This is a genomic window from Halocatena pleomorpha, assembly GCF_003862495.1.
In the GTDB taxonomy this organism is placed as follows: Archaea; Halobacteriota; Halobacteria; order Halobacteriales; family Haloarculaceae; genus Halocatena; species Halocatena pleomorpha.
In genome coordinates this window covers 25,617-41,887 of the sequence record NZ_RRCH01000022.1, presented here as the reverse complement: position 1 = coordinate 41,887, position 16,271 = coordinate 25,617, and the positions used below count along the sequence as shown (strand labels likewise).

The window sequence follows — 16,271 nt, the reverse complement described above, 5'->3', positions numbered from 1 at the left end:
TGTCAAGGCGTGTGCACCCTCATCATTGCGTGGCAAGTCTTCGAGGGGACGCCGATCCTCCTCGGAGCGAACCGAGACGAACTGTACGACCGTCCGTCACACCCACCGCGGATCATCGACCGTGACCCGCAGGTGCTCGCACCGATCGACGACGAAAGCGGTGGCACATGGATCGGGTACAACGAAGCTGGCGTGGTGGCCGCCATCACCAACGGCTGGGTTGACGCCGATCTCGACGATGATCGGTCCAGAGGGCTACTCGTCCGTGACGCGCTCGAACAACAGGAAGCGACTGCTGCCTGTCGCACCATCGAGCGCGAGCTCGACGCTCGGTCGTACAACGCTTTCAACCTGCTCGTCGCTGACGAAAACAGTGCCCTCCTCATTGAATACGACGGACACCCATCAGTGTCCACCCTATCACCGGGCGTCCACGTGATCATGAACGCCGGATACAACACGGAGTACGATATCCTCTCGGCCCGTCCCGAGGCGAGCCGCCAGCAGGCCGAAAACGGACGCCGACTCTACGAACATCTCCAGCCCCGACCCAGCGAGTCGGCACAGGGATGGCACGAGCGCGCCGCCAACGCGCTGTCAGATCACGAATGCGGCGTTTGCATCCACGGCGACGACTTCGGCACCCGGTCGTCTTCGCTCATCCGCGTCGATAACGAGGAGCAACGCTTCTCAGACCAGTACGCGTTCGCAGACGGTCCCCCGTGTCGAACCGACTTCGAACAGATCGACGAACAGCTCATGGGTGCAACTCGCGCTGGAGGTAGGTAGCGACCTCGTCGATACCCTCGCGGGCGCGGTCAACGATTCCTTCCATGGTGAGAAAGCCGTGGATCATCGATTCGTAGTTGGTGTGCTCGACATCGACACCAGCATCGCGGAGTCGGTCAGCGTACGCGATTCCCTCGTCGCGGAGCGGATCGAATCCACACGTGAGGACGAACGCGGGGGGCAGTTCCGAGAGATCGCGCGCCTGAAGCGGGAACGCGAGCGGATTGTGTGCGTCGAACGAGTCTTCGATGTAATGCCCGACGAACCAAACGAGATCCTCGGCCGTGAGGAAATATCCCGACGCGTTCGCAGCGCGTGAATCCATGGGTTCGAACGAAGCGGTCGACGGGTAGAGAAGGATCTGGCAATTGATATCGATCATACCACGCTCGCGGGCGAGCAGCGACACTGTGGCTGAGAGGTTCCCGCCCGCGCTATCGCCGGCAACTGCGAGCCGCGTGCTGTCACCTCCGAACCGGTCGGCGTTGCGTGAGAGCCACCGAGTCGCAGCATAACAGTCTTCGAGCGCTGCCGGCCACGGATGTTCCGGCGCGAGACGGTACTCGACCGAGACCACAAGACACGACGATTCCCGTGCGAGGAGGCGACACAGGTTATCATAGGCATCGACGCTTCCAAGAACGAACCCCCCGCCGTGGAAAAAGGCGACGACGGGAAACGGACCCTCTCCCTCAGGGACGTACGCTCGGGCCGGTAGATCCCGGTCTTCAGCGTCGATGGTGAAATCCGCCACCTCGCCTACCGAAACCGGATCGTCACCAGCAAGGTCGATCATCGTTTCGAGCTCCTGTCTCGATTCGGAAACGTCTGCCCCCGAGAGCGTGATGTCGTAGTCGTTTACGAGTTCGAGGATAACGTCAACTTGTGGATCTAGCTCGCCTCTCACAACGGTTCACTGATCGTGGTGGATCGGACTGTGATGTATCTCGCACCGATAGATACCATACACCGACGAGACAGTCACATATCATGAAGCCATCGATTCCTACACGGTGAACGTCTCCAACGGAGAACACCAGTGACACGGAGATGATCGATTGGGAATGCTTGTTGCCATCTCCAAAGCGGTAGTTGACAAAACGGTTAAACCGTCCACAGCCCGAATGTACACCATGAGCGTTGCAGCCGATGAGGACGACCTTTCGGATGACGAACGCGCGGGCCTTGCGCTCATCCGCGAGACGGGCGGGATCCATCAGAGCGATTTCTGGAAGGAACTCGATGTCTCCTCTCGAACCGGCAGCCGGATCGTCGAATCGCTAGCCGAACAAGGACTCATTCAGCGCGAAGACGCGGTGTACAACGGACACAACACCTACTATCTCACGCCCGCAACGCGAGATCTGGATTTCTCGTTGCTCATGGCGGGTGATATGCTGTCGCCGTTCGTTGCTGACGACGAAGTCGAACCCAACAGCGACGCCTTCTCCCAGTGGATCATGAGCTTGGCCTACCAGTGATCGTTGACGAAGAACTGCTCGCTTGTTCGTGAATCGAACCAAACAGGCCTTATCCCTCGGTCCCGCTTAGGGAGATATGAAGCGGCGGAGGGTTCTCAAATCGCTCGCAGTCACCGGAACAGGGACGTTGGGAGCGCTTGCTGGTTGTCTGGGCGGCGCGTTGGATTCCAATCCGAACGTGACGCTCAATCAGCCAGAAAAATACTCCGATGAATATTCATATCCGAATTGGAACGATAAGCTTCCGGATGTGACGGTTCCGGCACCGATCGACGGAAAGTCGGTGTCGATCAGAAATATCGATACGCCAGTTCTCACGACGTTCTTTTTCAGCCACTGTCGAACCGTCTGCCCGTTGCTTATCGGTGCGCTACAGAAGGTGCAAATGGACTCGATCGAGAACGGATACACCGATTCGGTCACCTTCGTACCAATGACGTTCGATCCGGCGCGCGATGACGCCAAACGGCTCAAAGCGTACACCGAGAAAATGAACATCGCCACCGACGTGGATAACTGGCAGTTTCTTCGGCCGAAATCCGAACAACGTGCCACTGAAGTCATCCAAAAGAAATTCGGCGTGAGATTCGTGAAGGATCCGATGAAAAACAGCGACAATTACATGTTCACGCATACGATGGTAGTCGTGCTCGCCAACGCTGATGGCTACGTCGAGCGGGCGTACAGTGAAAAGTCTCCGGATCCAGAGCAGATCATCAACGATCTGAAAAAGGTACGGTAACACGGATGGACTCGGATTCGGACTCAGGAGTAGCCGTCAGTCGTCGGCAGTTGTTGGCCGGACTCGGTGGCGTGGGAATCCTCTCAGCCAGTGCGTGGCTCAGTACCCGAACGCCGTCCGACGCCGACAACGGACTACCGCTTGAGATCGAGACGATCGACGCCCGTGGCTCCACGTCGGGAACAGCCCGACTGCCGGCTACCGACACCGTGACGGTGATTGATCTGTTCGCAACGTGGTGTACGCCCTGCGTCGAGCAGATGGAGTCGTTGACACCCCTCACCACGGAGTATGGTGACGATCCGGCCGTCACGTTCGTCTCAGTGACGAACGAGCACATCGGTGAGACGCTCACACGGGCAGACATCCGTCAATGGTGGCAGCGACACGGCGGCGACTGGACAGTCGGACTCGATCCGAACAGCGACCTCATGACAGCACTCAATGCCAGTCGATTGCCGTACGTCGCTATCAGCGACGCCAGCGGAACGATCACGTGGCGACACGACGGGGTGGCGACGGCGGAAACGCTCCGGTCGAACATCGAAACCGCGCTCGGAAACGATGGGTGATCCCAACCGGTTGCAATGATCGGATCATCGACATTTGCCGGTGCATTCGTGTTCGCGGTGACAGGGGGCGTGGCTACCTTCTTCGCACCGTGTGCGTTCCCGCTTTTGCCGGGGTACGTCGGTTATTTCATCCACCACGAGGACACCGGACGGACAGGGATCGTTCTTCCAGCCAGTCTCGCCGCCACGAGCGCGCTCGCTGTTCTTGGAGCGGTCGGTGCCGTCGGCTTCACGCTTGGGCGGGCGGTGCTCCAACATCTGCCACTGCTCGAACCGATCGTTGGGTTCGCGCTGATCGCGTTCGGTGTGCTGTTGCTCAGTGGCCACGCACCTGAACTCCGGATTCCGCTGCCCGAACGCTCCGGGTCCGTACTCGGATTCGGTCTGTTCGGCGCGGCGTACGCCGCCGCCGCAGCGGGGTGTGTCGTTCCCGTCCTCCTTGGCGTCCTGACCCAAGCGCTCGCGTTCCCGCCCTTCCAGGCCGCAATCATCTTTGGAGCGTACGCGCTATCCGTCGCGCTCCCGCTCGTGGGGGTAACGCTGCTGGCCACGGTCGGAACCGACGTGTGGCGACAGCTCGGTCATTTCACCGACCATTTCCAAACGATCGCGGCAGCGACGATGGTTCTTGCCGGTCTCGGACAGCTGTACCTCTCAGTGGTCGTTCTCGATGTTCTTGGACCCATCCCATTTCTCTCGTAAAGCACTTTCATCGGTGAGCCGACAGTATCACGGCAGAACTCTATTGAAAAAGCCGGCGTGCACGGCGGCGCACGGTGACCGCCGATCGCTCACGCGCTCTGTCTCACACGCTCAGTTTCACGCGTTCGGCGTCACGATCGAACGTGACACCGTTCCTGAACGACCGGTGACGATGATGCCCAAGTCTGATCCGAGCACGAGGGATCGGTGATTGCACGAATGGAAGGCCAAAGCGAGCAGCGGGGATCGCAACCGATCCGATCGCACGGATGTTCGTGAAACCACGAGCCGATCCCCACAACGGGGCGTTCGATCGGTCGGTGGTTGACTGAGGCACCATCAACTAACCGATAGAGCTAGTACTAATTCAATTCTATCGTATGACATGAACATGTATTCATCCTATCAATGGTATTGGTAGCATGAACACTATCAATACTATCTGCATTATCGTCGATCAGGCTCAGGACTGCCGTGATTCGGCTGTCGATTCAGGCGACCAGACGCGGACACAGGCCGAGCAATGGAGAACAGCAGCTATAAGCGCGCCATAGTCATTCCAGAGGGCAATCATATCTTGTGTCGGAACGCTCGCAGCGCATTCCGACCGGTATCAGTGAGCGTGACCTGTTTTTGACGCCCAACCGTGTTCACCTCGATGTAGTGGTTTTCTTTGAGTGGATCGATGATGTTAGCGTTGAGCAACGCGAACTTCGCTTTATCGTTCGCGGGTTGGTTTTCAGAAATGAATGAGAGTTCGTTCTCCTCTGCGTATTCGATGATGTCCTTCTTTTTCGGTGTGTACATCTCGGTCGTCTCTAACGCGAGAAAATCCATCGCTGCCACCTGATCCCTCGTCGGTGACTCGATCGGGTAGGTTGGGAGCACTTCGTCGTCGACGTAGCCGTAGCTCTGGCGTTCAGCACGGTCGGCGTGGGCGTAGCCTTCGGGGTGAACGTAGTACGCCGTTGCGTCCGTCGCCATACACGCGATTGTCGCACCGACCGCTGAGAGTTTTGACCCGCTTGAGACGTTGACGCGAACGATATCGTCTACGTGTTCGGAGACTAGCGTCGTGACTTCGCCCAACACGTCGTACACATCCATGAGATCGACCGTCCGGGAACGGGTCTCGATGCCCGTCTCGACGAGTTCCGTTTTGAGTGCCTCGTGGTAATCCGGCTTCTCTGCCGTCGGCTCGTCGTGTTCGAGCAGATAGATAACGTCGATATCGTACTGACACGCAGGTCCCAACACCCGATCGTACTCGTATCCTAACGGTGCAATGTGTACTTCATCGATAGTGTTCATACTGTGGTGAAATGAGCACGTGGTATTAAATCCATTACTGTTTCACGACGGGGGGATAGACGGGGGACCGTCCATTACACACCAATACTCCTACATATATCGATTCAATCTTCTGTGTGTTTTCTGTTGTTGTTTGTGTATTTTCGTAGCTACGGCGATAGTCGGAGTCGTTCGAGCATTTCGTCTAATTCGAGTGCTGTCACTGCGAGCGAGTAGCCGTCGACAGCAGCCAGCGCGGTCGCGTGATCCCATAGCTTGTCAGGGGTGAGTCCGTGGAGAACGACGGCAGTCGGCGTCGGTGAGACGACGCGCAGCGCAACGAGTGGGGATTCACCCCGTGTAACGTTAGTAAACACGAGTACGCGATTAGTTGATTGGCCGTACAGGCGGTAGAATCCCTCGCTAGAAAGTCGCGTAATGGCTTCGATGGAGTCGATAACAGTGTGACCAGCGATCGTCGTTCTGTCACCTTCAACCAGTTCCGTGGCCTCGACGGTGTCGTGAAACTCCTCGATCGATGTCGGTGTCGGATACTCCCGCAGGTCGTGGACCACGTCGCTTTCGAAGCCGGCCGAGAGCACGCGCGTGTACCGGTGGATATGTTCGCCGCCGTTCGCCTCGTCGATGTCGAGCAACGCCTCGACAATGCGTCGGACCACCGCGATGCCAGGGCTCTGTCGACGGCCGCTCTCGTAATCGGAAACGACGGACGGCGAGACATCAAGCTGCTGTGCAAGCGCGGTTTGAGAGACGCCGAAGTCATCGCGCCACTTGCGAAGCGTGGTTCCGGGATCGTCGCTTAGGACGACCTCTCCGGCCATCCGGCGGGCCAGATCCGCACGCGAATCAGTCATGGTGAATCGGGGCAACGAGTAGCCAAAAGGATGACGACCGATGGACCGTGGACGTTTTTATCCGTCCTCCCGTACCCGGCGTGTGAGTTCTACCCCCATCACGACCGGCTGCTCGGCCATCGACGACCTGCTCGGTGGCGGCTTCGACCGTGGTGCGATCACGCAGCTGTACGGACCGCCTGCCTCGGGAAAGACGAATCTCGCGCTTTCGGCGGCGATCGAAACGGCAGCGGCGGGGGAACGCGTGCTGTACATCGACACTGAGGATCTTTCGATCGATCGGTTCGAACAGTTGGCGTACGCACAACTGGACCGCTCTCCAATCAAAACGGACGCGGAGACGGAAGCGGACCGGACCGATATCAACGATCTCACGTCACGCGTGATCATCAGCGAAGCACTCGATTTTCAAGAACAGGAGGAAGCCGTCAAGGACGCCGCAGAGATCGCCCAAACGGTCGATCTCATCGTACTCGACAGTGCTACCGGCTACTACCGCTTAGAACGCACTGAGCGCGACGACGGCGACGCGCTTCGGGCGGTCGCCCGACAGGTCACACATCTGTTGTCGCTCGCTCGTCGGTACGATCTCGCCGTCCTCATCACCAATCAGGTGTTCACCGATCCCGATACAGAGCGGGCACAGCCGCTCGGCGGGCACACACTCATGCATTGGTCTGGTACCGTCCTCCGTCTCGAACGGTTTCGGGGAGGCAACAGACGAGCACAGCTCGAAAAGCATCGATCGAAACCCACTGGCGAGCGCGCACGGTTTCAGATCACTGACACGGGAATCAGTACTACCGACACACCATGAGGCAGATGTCTGAAACCGGAGGCCAGTAACGGTTTAATCAAACGAGAGTCTACCCGACGTGTGATCGTCGTCGCCACATCGGACTTCGAGGTGTACCACGGGGTGGTGAACGAACTCCGGGATCGCGGCGTGCAGTTTACCACTCGGGAACCGGATGACCCACTTCCGGACGCGGCTGAGGTGCTCATCACCGGTAACGAAGACGACTGGTCTGACGATCCCGAGATCGAGATCGTCCGCGCCGACGCTGTAGAGCCACGAGCAGCCGTCGAGCGCGCGCTGGCCGCGCTTCGAGGAAGTGGACGAACGATCGTTGGTATCGATCCCGGCGATCGGCCAGGCATTGCCGTGTTCTCTGGCGAGATGATCGTGGCGGCGTTTCACGTACCGATCTCTGACGTGGCAGAAACGGTCGCCACGGAGATCGAGGGGACGGCCGATCCGGTCGTTCGCATCGGTGATGGCGCGCGGTTGAAGGGCACACGGATCATCGACGAGCTTCCGGATGTGCCGATCGAACTGGTCGACGAAACAGGCACGACACCATCGCTCGGCACCGGTGCGCGGGGAATGGGTGACGTGCTTGCGGCTGCGAACATCGCTCAGATAGCTGGCGAGCCAATCCACAGCCGGGAAGTCGAACCGACGCCGGGGGAGCTTCAAGCGATCAAACAGCGCTCACGCGAGCAGAGCGACGGAGATCGAACCATCGACAAAACACTCGCACGACGGGTAGCGCTCGGAGAGCTAAGCATCGAGCAAGCGCTCGAACGACACCGTGACTGACCGCTATTGCCACTCACTCGTCGAGAAGATCCGTCTCGATCGCGTTCTCCGCCCGGCGCAGTATTTCCCGCGTGGGATGGGCCGTCTCCGACGCAACCGCCGCCGCGTCGTCGTACTCCGCGCTCACGTCGTACACCATTCCGGCGCTGTCGCGCGCGATCTTAACCGACACGTCGTACGTCGCGTCCTCGATCTCCACAGTCGCTGTTTCGAACGACCGATCCGCGATAAACCGGTGATCGACGCCCGTTTCTCGAACGCCGAGCGTTCCCGTCTCTTCGGCCAGCCGTCGAGCGACGCGCTCAGCGTCTTCGGGCTTGGTGATGACTTTCACGAGATGGCCGGGCCGGGATTTCTTCATCGTGGCAGGGATGATCGAAACGTCCCGAGCGCCAGCGTCCACAAGCGCGTCCTGGAGCCCGCCGAGCAGTTCGGGCGTGGCGTCATCGAGGTTCGTTTCGAGCACTCGGATGTCGTCTCGGAGCAGTCCCCCTTGTGAGTGGCCGACGAGCGCACGAAGCACGTTTGGATATTCGGAAAACGTGTGGCTTCCCGCGCCGTATCCTGAGCGTTCGACCTGAAGCGTTGGAAGCGTTTCGACGCCGTCAGCGATCTCCGCGAGGATGGCAGCCCCTGTCGGCGTGAGCAGTTCGCTGTCGACAGGCCCGCCGCGAATCGCCCAGTCGGCGTGTTCAGCGATGGTTGCGACTGCGGGTGTCGGAACGGGATATGTGCCGTGGCTCATCGAGACATCACCCCCGCCGGTCGACAGCGGTGTGGTTACGACGCGCTCAGCGCCGAGATCGTCGAGCAAGATGGCCCCACCCACGATGTCAGCGATTGCGTCGTCAGCACCGACTTCGTGGAAATGCGTCTCGTCGAGCGATGTGCCGTGAACCGACGCCTCCGCTTCGCCAAGCCGCCGGAAGATCGCTGTCGCAGTCGTCTCGACCGACGACGACAATCCCATCGACTCGACGATTTCGATCACCTCCGGATACGTCCGCAATGGGCCGCTCCCCTCCGCGTGATCGTGATCATGGTCATGGCTGTGATCATGGTCATGGCTGTGATCATGGTCATGGCTGTGATCATGGTCATGGCTGTGATCATGGTCATGGCTGTGGTCATGGTCATGGCTGTTATCATGGTCATGGCTGTGATCGTCTCCAGCGTCGTGGTCGGTGTTTGCGTCCGTCTGTCGGACGACGACGCGCGTCGATCGGATCCCGTTTTTCGTCACCGATTCGACGTCGTATTCGATCGCAAGCGCGTGTTCAATGCGTGTGAGCGGGTCAGGATCGGCTCCTGCGGCCAACAGAGCACCCAAGATCATATCGCCGCTGGCACCCATCCGACCGTCGAACGCGAGCGTCTGCATACGGATCGATCGTGACCCGCTACGAAAAGCCGTATGATCGCCGCGCAATCTCGTATGACCCGTCCTCGTGACGTGATTCATCCCAATCGAACGTGACATTAATCCGATTCATGTCCGTACCGCGAGCAAAAGGGCTATCACTCAGGGGGGCCGATTTCTACTAACCGCGCAGTACCATGAATGAAGTCCAACTGGAGGTGGCAAAGGCGTACCCGAACGATTCGGGACGTGGGATCGCTCGTCTCGACCCAGACACACTGCTTCATTTGAAGCTGAGTCCGGGCGACATCATCGAAATAGAGGGCAGCGATACGACCGCCGCGAAGGTATGGCGGGCAGACCGGCAGGACTGGAACACCGATACGGTTCGCATTGACGGGTTCACCCGACAGAACGCTGATGTTGGGATCGGTGAGCGGGTCAAGATCCGGAAAGCAGAAGCGAACAAAGCCGAGCAGCTCGTGCTCGCACCCCCAGAGGAAGCGAGCGTACAGTTCGGAAGCGACGCGGCCGGGATGGTGAAACGCCAGATCATGAAGCGACCGGTCGCCCAACGAGACATCGTACCCGTGATGTCGAGTACGAATCATCCGTTCATGCGCTCACCGGGGCAGGCCATTCCGTTGATTGCCGTCGAAACCGAGCCTGAGGGCGTCGTGCTCATCACCGAAGATACGGATGTGGAACTCCGTGAGGAGCCGATTTCAGGGTTCGAGAGCCGTGGCGCTGGCATCACGTACGAGGACATCGGCGGTCTCCAAAACGAGATCCAGCGGGTTCGAGAGATGGTCGAACTGCCGATGAAGCATCCCCAGATATTCAAGAAGCTCGGCATCGAGCCACCACAGGGCGTCCTTCTCCACGGACCGCCCGGAACGGGGAAAACGCTGCTTGCAAAGGCCGTAGCGAACGAGACCTCCGCGAGTTTCTTCTCCATCGCCGGCCCGGAGATCATCTCGAAATATTACGGCGAGTCCGAACAGCAACTCCGAGAGATCTTCGAGGACGCAAGCGAGGAGTCTCCGGCAATCATCTTCATCGACGAGCTCGACTCGATCGCTCCTAAACGGGAAGACGTTACTGGTGAAGTCGAGCGCCGCGTCGTCGCCCAACTGCTGACGATGATGGACGGACTGGAATCGCGTGGTCAGGTCATCGTCATCGGTGCGACCAACCGCGTCGACAGCGTTGATCCGGCGCTTCGCCGCCCCGGTCGGTTCGATCGGGAGATCGAAATCGGCGTTCCCGACGAATCCGGACGGGAGGAGATCCTACAGATCCACACCCGTGGGATGCCGCTTTCGGACGACGTGAACCTCAGCACGCTCGCCGACGAGACCCACGGGTTCGTCGGTGCTGATATCGAATCGCTCACCAAGGAGGCCGCGATGAAAGCGCTCCGGCGGTATCTCCCCGAGATCGATCTTGACGAGGAGGACATCCCACCGAGTCTCATCGATCGGATGATCATCAAGCGCGGCGATTTCCAAGGCGCGCTCAACGAAGTCGATCCCAGTGCGATGCGGGAGGTGCTCGTGGAACTCCCGAAAATCACGTGGGACGACGTGGGCGGACTGAACGATCCGAAAAGTCAGGTCCAAGAGTCGATCGAATGGCCCATGAACAGCCCCGAACGGTTCGAACGGCTGGGTATTTCCCCGCCGTCGGGGGTGTTGCTGTACGGGCCACCCGGCACCGGCAAAACGCTCATGGCCAAGGCAGTGGCAAACGAGACGAACGCCAACTTCATCAGCGTTCGTGGGCCACAGTTGCTCTCGAAGTGGGTCGGTGAATCGGAGAAGGCGATCCGCCAAACGTTCCGGAAAGGACGGCAGGTCTCACCAACGGTCATCTTCTTCGACGAACTCGACAGCCTCGCGCCCAACCGCGGGGGAGAAGTCGGCACCAACGTCTCTGAGCGCGTGGTCAACCAACTGCTGACCGAACTCGACGGACTCGAACAGATGGAAGAAGTGATGGTCATCGCTGCGACCAACCGACCAGATATGATCGATCCCGCGCTCATCCGCTCGGGCCGGTTCGATCGACTGGTCTACATCGGTGAGCCAGAACTCGAAGGCCGGAAACAGATCTTCCAGATCCACACGGAAGAGACGCCGCTCGCTCCCGACGTGAGCCTCAGAGAACTCGCAGAACTCACAAACGGGTACGTCGGCAGCGACATCGAAAGTATCTGTCGGGAGGCTGCCATCGAAGCGCTTCGGGACGATCCGGAAACTGAAGAAGTCGAGATGCGCCACTTCCGCAAAGCGATGGAGTCGGTGCGGCCGACGATCACCGACGACATCCGCGGGTATTACGAACAGATCGAAGACCGGTTCCGGGGCGGTCAGGACGTGGTCGAACAACAGGGCGAGCGGATCGGCTTCCAGTGATCACGCGTTGTTGATGAATCCGAATCCGGTCGTGTTCAACTCACCGAGTCCGGCGCTGTACGCCAAACGCATCAGTCGGTGTTCGGCGCGGGTGTGACAGTCGTACTGTAGCTCCCACGTCGTACCGATCGTCTGCACCACCCCATCATCGTAGTGTAACGGAATCGCCACCTCCTTTTTCGGGGCTAGATCGGTGAAGTACGGGCGCTCGGGAGGATCACGGTCGTAGTACTGTCGGTATTTCGTTGCGAGATTTTGCTCGATCTCTTCTTGGAACGCCTCCGTGGGATGTTCCAACCGCCAGTACACGTCGTCGTATTCCGCGTCAATCCCGTACGATTCACACCGGGCTGCCGGGATCCGTACCACGATCGGCGTACCGGTTTCGACGGCAGCGTGTTCCTCGGGCGTGAGCTCGAACTCCGACGTGTACTCGACGGCGTACCGGTGCTCACCGACCGAAACGGTGTCGTAGTCCGCGATGGTCTCCGAGAACTTCTGGATGAGATGCTCATGGGGGCTGGCGACAAGCCATGTTCGTCGATCACCTTCGTTCATGTCTGTCGGTGGGAAGATATTCGAAAAGGTTACGAATTTGAATGGATTCTCTTCGTGGACGAATTCGTATCCCGCTTCAGCGAGAATCTGGTAGAGAAGGCCTTGAAGCTTGATGTGGTAGGCAGAGGTGTACGATTGTCGTTGGGTCGATCGGAGCTTCACGAGACAACGCATGACGTAACGTGAGTCACAGGATTTATTAACTGTATCGACCTTTGATCGGTCACTCATGCGTGAAGAAACACTCCTCGTCTCTAGTATGGGGACGGGAGATCAAAGCAGGTACAAGAAGACGAGTTACGTGCTCGATGGTGAGAGTTATGAAACGAAGTTCAGTCCGGTCGCACTCGCTGAACTGGTGGAGATCGATCGTGCACTCATCGCGAGGACTGAGAAAGCGTCCAAAAACGACGACGCACTCAATGAGGCATTTGAGAAAATCGATGTTCCGTGTGAATTCGAGACGATCGCAGTCGCGGAAAATCGAACCGAAATCGATGCCCGAGTTGGAGAACTGATTGAACTCATTCGGGAACACGATCATGAACAGGTTGTTTTGGATATCACATTCGGCTTTCGCTCGCTTCCGATGGTATTTTTCGCCGCCGTGCTCCACCTGAATGCGCTTTCTAACGTTGAAATTGGTGGAATCTACTACAGCGAATTTCAGTCAGAAAGTGAGGTGACGCCAGTCATTGATATGACCCATCTGCATACACTCATGGAGTGGTATCACGCAATCAATACGTTCGAACGAACGGGAGAGCTTCGATCAGTCCACGGACTTCTCAAGGAGCGAAAGGTGGCGTTGTGTCGTGATGAAGATGCAGATAATTCTAAGGCTCTCGAAGAGTTAGTAAAAAAGCTCAACGGAACGAGCCGATATTTTGACTCTGGGATACCACTCAGAGCAGGAAAAGCCGCTCAGGATGCTCTTGCCACAATACAAGAGATCGACAACAGTGATCTTATCGGACCTGAAGAACGATTTTTGCATCCACTTTCAGAGCGGCTTAACCGATTTTCCGTTGATGCTGTCGATGATTATACTGATATCGCACTCGATATGGACGAGATCGATCGACAGCGGGAGCTCGTCGAGTTTTACGCAGAGTACGATCGGTACCGGCTCGCACTCGGCTGCGCGAGGGAATTGTTCATCAACCGCTTCATGCTCACAGTAGGGATCGGTCTCGATGAGTGGATTGATCGAAATAACAGAGAGTGCGCATCGAGGATGATCAATGCAAAGGCAAAGAAACAAGAAGAGAAAAATATAGACGACATAGCCGCCATTAATCTATGGCAAGAAATTAAGGATTATCGAAATTGGTATGCGCATTCCGGATTTAAGGCGGATGATATTCGTTCGGAGGACATGATCTACAACACTGTTCTCGAACTCTGCGAAAAGATCGATGACGACGAATACTGGTCGGAGATCATATGACGGAGTCGGTACCCTCCTACCAGCTGGCGTGTTTGTTCAGTGAGATCGGGCGGCTTCGAAGCCGGACTACCCCCGGTCTCGATCACGTTGAGCAGACGGTGACGTTCCTCCGAGAACGGATCGGTGACGAACGAGCAGCTGAGCTGGTTGAACTGCACCACACCGATTCGATCCCACAGAACATCTCTGCAGAGGTTCGGCGGAAGGCGCTTGTAGTACGGGCAGCGAGTCAGCTCGCGTCGGATCATGGGAGAGCCGCCACGGACGAGGAGCCGATCCGGCTTCAGAGCGTGTTCAACGCCGTTTCTGAGGATGAGATCAGGGACACGTATCCACTCTCGGGGCTGGCCATCGATCGGGAGACGCTGTTTCCGAAAAACGCTGGAGATCACTCCCAGACGGCCGAATCTGGGTACGAACAGCTGTGGAACGGACTCACCGATGCGGTCGAGAAAGGGGACAGCTACGAGACGCTCGTACACCTCCTCGAAAAGTACACATGGTGTGTCCCGGCGTTTCCCGATACGCCCACACTCCCGCTGTACGATCACCTGCGCACGACGGCCGCTATCGGCGTTGCACTCCACCGATCCGATCTCGAAACCGGCGATATCCGAGCGATTGCGAACGAAACGGAGAGTACGAACAGAGACGAGAAGAGATCGTGTTTCACGCTTGTGAAAGGCGATCTCTCAGGAATCCAGTCATTCCTCCACCGGGTGAAAAACGCCGATGACGCTCAGGACAACATCGCCAAGCGAATGCGCGGCCGGAGCACCCAGCTGTGGCTGCTCACTGAGAGCCTCAGCACGCTGTTTCTGGAGCAGATGGGACTTCCGAGCACGAGCGTGGTCTGGAGCGGCGGCGGGCAGTTCTACGCGGTCGTGCCACCCATCGAGACGGAAGGGACCAGCACCGTCTCAGAGCGGTTGGCAGAGTTTGAGCGAGGAATCAATACCGAACTGTTCGAACGGTTCGCAGGAGAACTCAGCTTCGTTGTGGGTTGCGCCCACGCGGACGGCTCGGCAGACTCGTTTTCGAGACTGTTCGAGCACGTGGCACGCGACAGCGACAGGCGAAAGCTCAGAAAGGGGAAATCGATCGCGTCGGAGTATGAAACACCCATTATCGACGAGTGGAACGACGAACCCCGATTCGAACCGTGTCAGATCTGTGGCGGCGACAAACCTCCCGGCGAAGACCGGTGTCAGGAGTGTGAAACACAGGAAGCGATCGGCAAGAAGCTCCCCGAATCAAAGTTTCTCCGACTCGAATTCGAGTCCGATCCGGACGATACGGACGACGATCAGTTCCAGTTCGGCCGGGAGCTGTCTGATGGTCCCGTCTGCTGGCAGTTCGCCTCTACAGCCGGGACGGCCGATCGGGTGTATTCGGTGAACTTGGCCGAGCGCCCTGACTCAATCGACCCTTGGGGGTTCGTCCTCACCGGGAAGACCGTGCCCTATGATGGTGGCATCAGTCGCGTCTGGTCGTTCCCTGAACAAGCCCAACTCGCCAGGGGTGAGGAGGCGTTCAACCACGTAGTGAAGATGGATATCGACGATCTCGGGCGGACGATCTCGTCAGCGATGGATCACGGCCCGGCCCGGCTCGGTGCGATCGGGCGAACGCTGTCGCTGTTCTTCGAGGGATACCTCAATACACTCGCCAAGGAATGTTCCTACGTGCACGCTGATGACGCGTGTTCGGCGTGTCAAGAACAACTCGAAGAGCTGGACGAGCGGACGGTCGAACACCGGCATGAATGCGAACCAGATGAGGCGTCCTACTATCGATTGATCGACAAACAAAAGTTGCCTCACGAGGAGTGTGTCGAGCGCATTCCACCGATCTACATCGGCTTCTCGGGTGGTGACGATCTGTTTTTCGTCGGACCGTGGGACGAGGCAGTCGATTTCGGGCGCGAGATCCGAGCGCAGTTAGCGGCGTACTGCTCGGAGACGCTCACCATCAGTGGGGGGTTCTACCGAATGAAACCGAAATATCCGATCGGACGGGCGATCGAACACGCAGAAGAGCGACTCGACGCCGCCAAGGCGTTCTCGGAAGGCGCACAGGAGAAAAACGCCGCGTGGCTGTTCGGAGAGACACAGAGCTGGGTCAGCGATGGCGATCCCAGTATGTTAGATCTGATCGATCTCGGTTGTCAATTCGAATATCTTATTCATATCGAACAAATATCAAATTCCTTCGTGTATTCCCTCATCAATATTGCCGATAGTGTCGAACAACGAGCCAAAAACACGGAGTCAAACAGGACACATATTGGCGTAGAGAAGGAATGGGAGATAAAATATCTTCTATCTAGAAATGCTTCTAAAAAAGCGATGAATGAGTTGGACGAGAAGATCCCACCAGCGCTTCCGTGGATTTCAGTACCAGTGACATGGACAGCACTTGCAACACGGTGA

At 57.9% G+C, this 16,271-nt stretch carries 16 protein-coding genes; 10 read left to right on the top strand and 6 right to left on the bottom strand.

What is annotated here, in order from left to right:
* Window positions 1-9 precede the first annotated feature (9 nt).
* A complete protein-coding gene (locus tag EIK79_RS10075; protein ID WP_124954997.1) occupies window positions 10-789 on the top strand; it encodes an NRDE family protein in 780 nt (259 codons plus the stop codon).
* On the opposite strand, the gene EIK79_RS10070 is transcribed toward EIK79_RS10075, so the two are convergent.
* A complete protein-coding gene (locus tag EIK79_RS10070; protein ID WP_124954996.1) occupies window positions 758-1,696 on the bottom strand; it encodes an alpha/beta hydrolase in 939 nt (312 codons plus the stop codon). The two genes, EIK79_RS10075 and EIK79_RS10070, sit on opposite strands and share 32 nt — an antisense overlap.
* Before the next feature lie 226 nt (window positions 1,697-1,922).
* Here EIK79_RS10070 and EIK79_RS10065 point away from each other — a divergent pair, with 226 nt between their 5' ends.
* The 4 genes from EIK79_RS10065 (at window position 1,923) to EIK79_RS10050 (ending at window position 4,286) form a co-directional block, all read left to right on the top strand.
* Window positions 1,923-2,270, top strand: coding sequence for a helix-turn-helix transcriptional regulator (locus EIK79_RS10065; RefSeq protein ID WP_124954995.1), 348 nt, complete (start codon window positions 1,923-1,925; stop codon window positions 2,268-2,270).
* Between the two features lie 76 nt (window positions 2,271-2,346).
* Window positions 2,347-3,012, top strand: coding sequence for an SCO family protein (locus EIK79_RS10060; RefSeq protein WP_124954994.1), 666 nt, complete (start codon window positions 2,347-2,349; stop codon window positions 3,010-3,012).
* A gap of 5 nt (window positions 3,013-3,017) precedes the next feature.
* Window positions 3,018-3,584: a TlpA family protein disulfide reductase gene (locus tag EIK79_RS10055; RefSeq protein ID WP_124954993.1), complete on the top strand. Its 567-nt coding sequence runs from the start codon at window positions 3,018-3,020 to the stop codon at window positions 3,582-3,584.
* Window positions 3,585-3,599: 15 nt separating this feature from the next.
* Window positions 3,600-4,286, top strand: coding sequence for a cytochrome c biogenesis CcdA family protein (locus tag EIK79_RS10050; protein ID WP_124954992.1), 687 nt, complete (start codon window positions 3,600-3,602; stop codon window positions 4,284-4,286).
* A 103-nt stretch (window positions 4,287-4,389) separates the two neighbouring features.
* Here EIK79_RS10050 and EIK79_RS10045 read toward each other — a convergent pair whose 3' ends face one another.
* The 3 genes from EIK79_RS10045 to EIK79_RS10035 all read right to left on the bottom strand — a co-directional run bounded on the left by EIK79_RS10045 (window position 4,390) and on the right by EIK79_RS10035 (window position 6,451).
* Window positions 4,390-4,626, bottom strand: coding sequence for a hypothetical protein (locus EIK79_RS10045; RefSeq protein WP_124954991.1), 237 nt, complete (start codon window positions 4,624-4,626; stop codon window positions 4,390-4,392).
* Between the two features lie 230 nt (window positions 4,627-4,856).
* Window positions 4,857-5,597 (bottom strand): HFX_2341 family transcriptional regulator domain-containing protein, encoded by a 741-nt coding sequence (locus tag EIK79_RS10040; RefSeq protein ID WP_124954990.1) that lies wholly within the window; start codon window positions 5,595-5,597, stop codon window positions 4,857-4,859.
* A gap of 149 nt (window positions 5,598-5,746) precedes the next feature.
* Window positions 5,747-6,451 carry a helix-turn-helix domain-containing protein gene (locus tag EIK79_RS10035; protein WP_124954989.1) on the bottom strand — a complete coding sequence of 235 codons (705 nt, stop codon included), beginning with the start codon at window positions 6,449-6,451 and terminating at the stop codon, window positions 5,747-5,749.
* A gap of 40 nt (window positions 6,452-6,491) precedes the next feature.
* On the opposite strand from EIK79_RS10035, the gene radB reads away from it, so the two are divergent.
* Together radB and EIK79_RS10025 are read left to right on the top strand one after the other, a co-directional pair.
* Window positions 6,492-7,268, top strand: coding sequence for a DNA repair and recombination protein RadB (radB, locus tag EIK79_RS10030; protein WP_124954988.1), 777 nt, complete (start codon window positions 6,492-6,494; stop codon window positions 7,266-7,268).
* Between the two features lie 60 nt (window positions 7,269-7,328).
* Window positions 7,329-8,054, top strand: a complete 726-nt coding sequence (locus tag EIK79_RS10025; protein ID WP_124954987.1) for a hypothetical protein — start codon at window positions 7,329-7,331, stop codon at window positions 8,052-8,054.
* A gap of 13 nt (window positions 8,055-8,067) precedes the next feature.
* Here EIK79_RS10025 and larC read toward each other — a convergent pair whose 3' ends face one another.
* Window positions 8,068-9,435: a nickel pincer cofactor biosynthesis protein LarC gene (larC, locus tag EIK79_RS10020; RefSeq protein ID WP_124954986.1), complete on the bottom strand. Its 1,368-nt coding sequence runs from the start codon at window positions 9,433-9,435 to the stop codon at window positions 8,068-8,070.
* A 176-nt stretch (window positions 9,436-9,611) separates the two neighbouring features.
* On the opposite strand from larC, the gene EIK79_RS10015 reads away from it, so the two are divergent.
* Entirely contained in the window at window positions 9,612-11,831 is a 2,220-nt protein-coding gene (locus tag EIK79_RS10015) for a CDC48 family AAA ATPase (RefSeq protein WP_124954985.1), read from the top strand.
* Here EIK79_RS10015 and cas6 read toward each other — a convergent pair whose 3' ends face one another.
* A complete protein-coding gene (gene cas6 / locus EIK79_RS10010; protein ID WP_185715584.1) occupies window positions 11,832-12,563 on the bottom strand; it encodes a CRISPR-associated endoribonuclease Cas6 in 732 nt (243 codons plus the stop codon).
* A 55-nt stretch (window positions 12,564-12,618) separates the two neighbouring features.
* On the opposite strand from cas6, the gene EIK79_RS10005 reads away from it, so the two are divergent.
* Window positions 12,619-13,839 carry a CRISPR-associated DxTHG motif protein gene (locus EIK79_RS10005; protein ID WP_124954983.1) on the top strand — a complete coding sequence of 407 codons (1,221 nt, stop codon included), beginning with the start codon at window positions 12,619-12,621 and terminating at the stop codon, window positions 13,837-13,839.
* A complete protein-coding gene (gene cas10 / locus EIK79_RS10000; RefSeq protein ID WP_124954982.1) occupies window positions 13,836-16,271 on the top strand; it encodes a type III-A CRISPR-associated protein Cas10/Csm1 in 2,436 nt (811 codons plus the stop codon). Before EIK79_RS10005 ends, cas10 begins: the two co-directional genes overlap by 4 nt.

Excerpts from the sequence above, each read along its gene's own strand:
- EIK79_RS10065 (WP_124954995.1), top strand. The coding sequence starts at position 1,923 with ATGAGCGTTGCAGCCGATGAGGACGACCTTTCGGATGACGAACGCGCG.
- EIK79_RS10060 (WP_124954994.1), top strand. The coding sequence starts at position 2,347 with ATGAAGCGGCGGAGGGTTCTCAAATCGCTCGCAGTCACCGGAACAGGG.
- EIK79_RS10055 (WP_124954993.1), top strand. The coding sequence starts at position 3,018 with ATGGACTCGGATTCGGACTCAGGAGTAGCCGTCAGTCGTCGGCAGTTG.
- EIK79_RS10050 (WP_124954992.1), top strand. The coding sequence starts at position 3,600 with ATGATCGGATCATCGACATTTGCCGGTGCATTCGTGTTCGCGGTGACA.
- EIK79_RS10045 (WP_124954991.1), bottom strand. The coding sequence starts at position 4,626 with ATGGTGCCTCAGTCAACCACCGACCGATCGAACGCCCCGTTGTGGGGA.
- EIK79_RS10040 (WP_124954990.1), bottom strand. The coding sequence starts at position 5,597 with ATGAACACTATCGATGAAGTACACATTGCACCGTTAGGATACGAGTAC.
- EIK79_RS10035 (WP_124954989.1), bottom strand. The coding sequence starts at position 6,451 with ATGACTGATTCGCGTGCGGATCTGGCCCGCCGGATGGCCGGAGAGGTC.
- radB (WP_124954988.1), top strand. The coding sequence starts at position 6,492 with ATGGACCGTGGACGTTTTTATCCGTCCTCCCGTACCCGGCGTGTGAGT.
- larC (WP_124954986.1), bottom strand. The coding sequence starts at position 9,435 with ATGCAGACGCTCGCGTTCGACGGTCGGATGGGTGCCAGCGGCGATATG.
- EIK79_RS10015 (WP_124954985.1), top strand. The coding sequence starts at position 9,612 with ATGAATGAAGTCCAACTGGAGGTGGCAAAGGCGTACCCGAACGATTCG.
- cas6 (WP_185715584.1), bottom strand. The coding sequence starts at position 12,563 with ATGCGTTGTCTCGTGAAGCTCCGATCGACCCAACGACAATCGTACACC.
- EIK79_RS10005 (WP_124954983.1), top strand. The coding sequence starts at position 12,619 with ATGCGTGAAGAAACACTCCTCGTCTCTAGTATGGGGACGGGAGATCAA.
- cas10 (WP_124954982.1), top strand. The coding sequence starts at position 13,836 with ATGACGGAGTCGGTACCCTCCTACCAGCTGGCGTGTTTGTTCAGTGAG.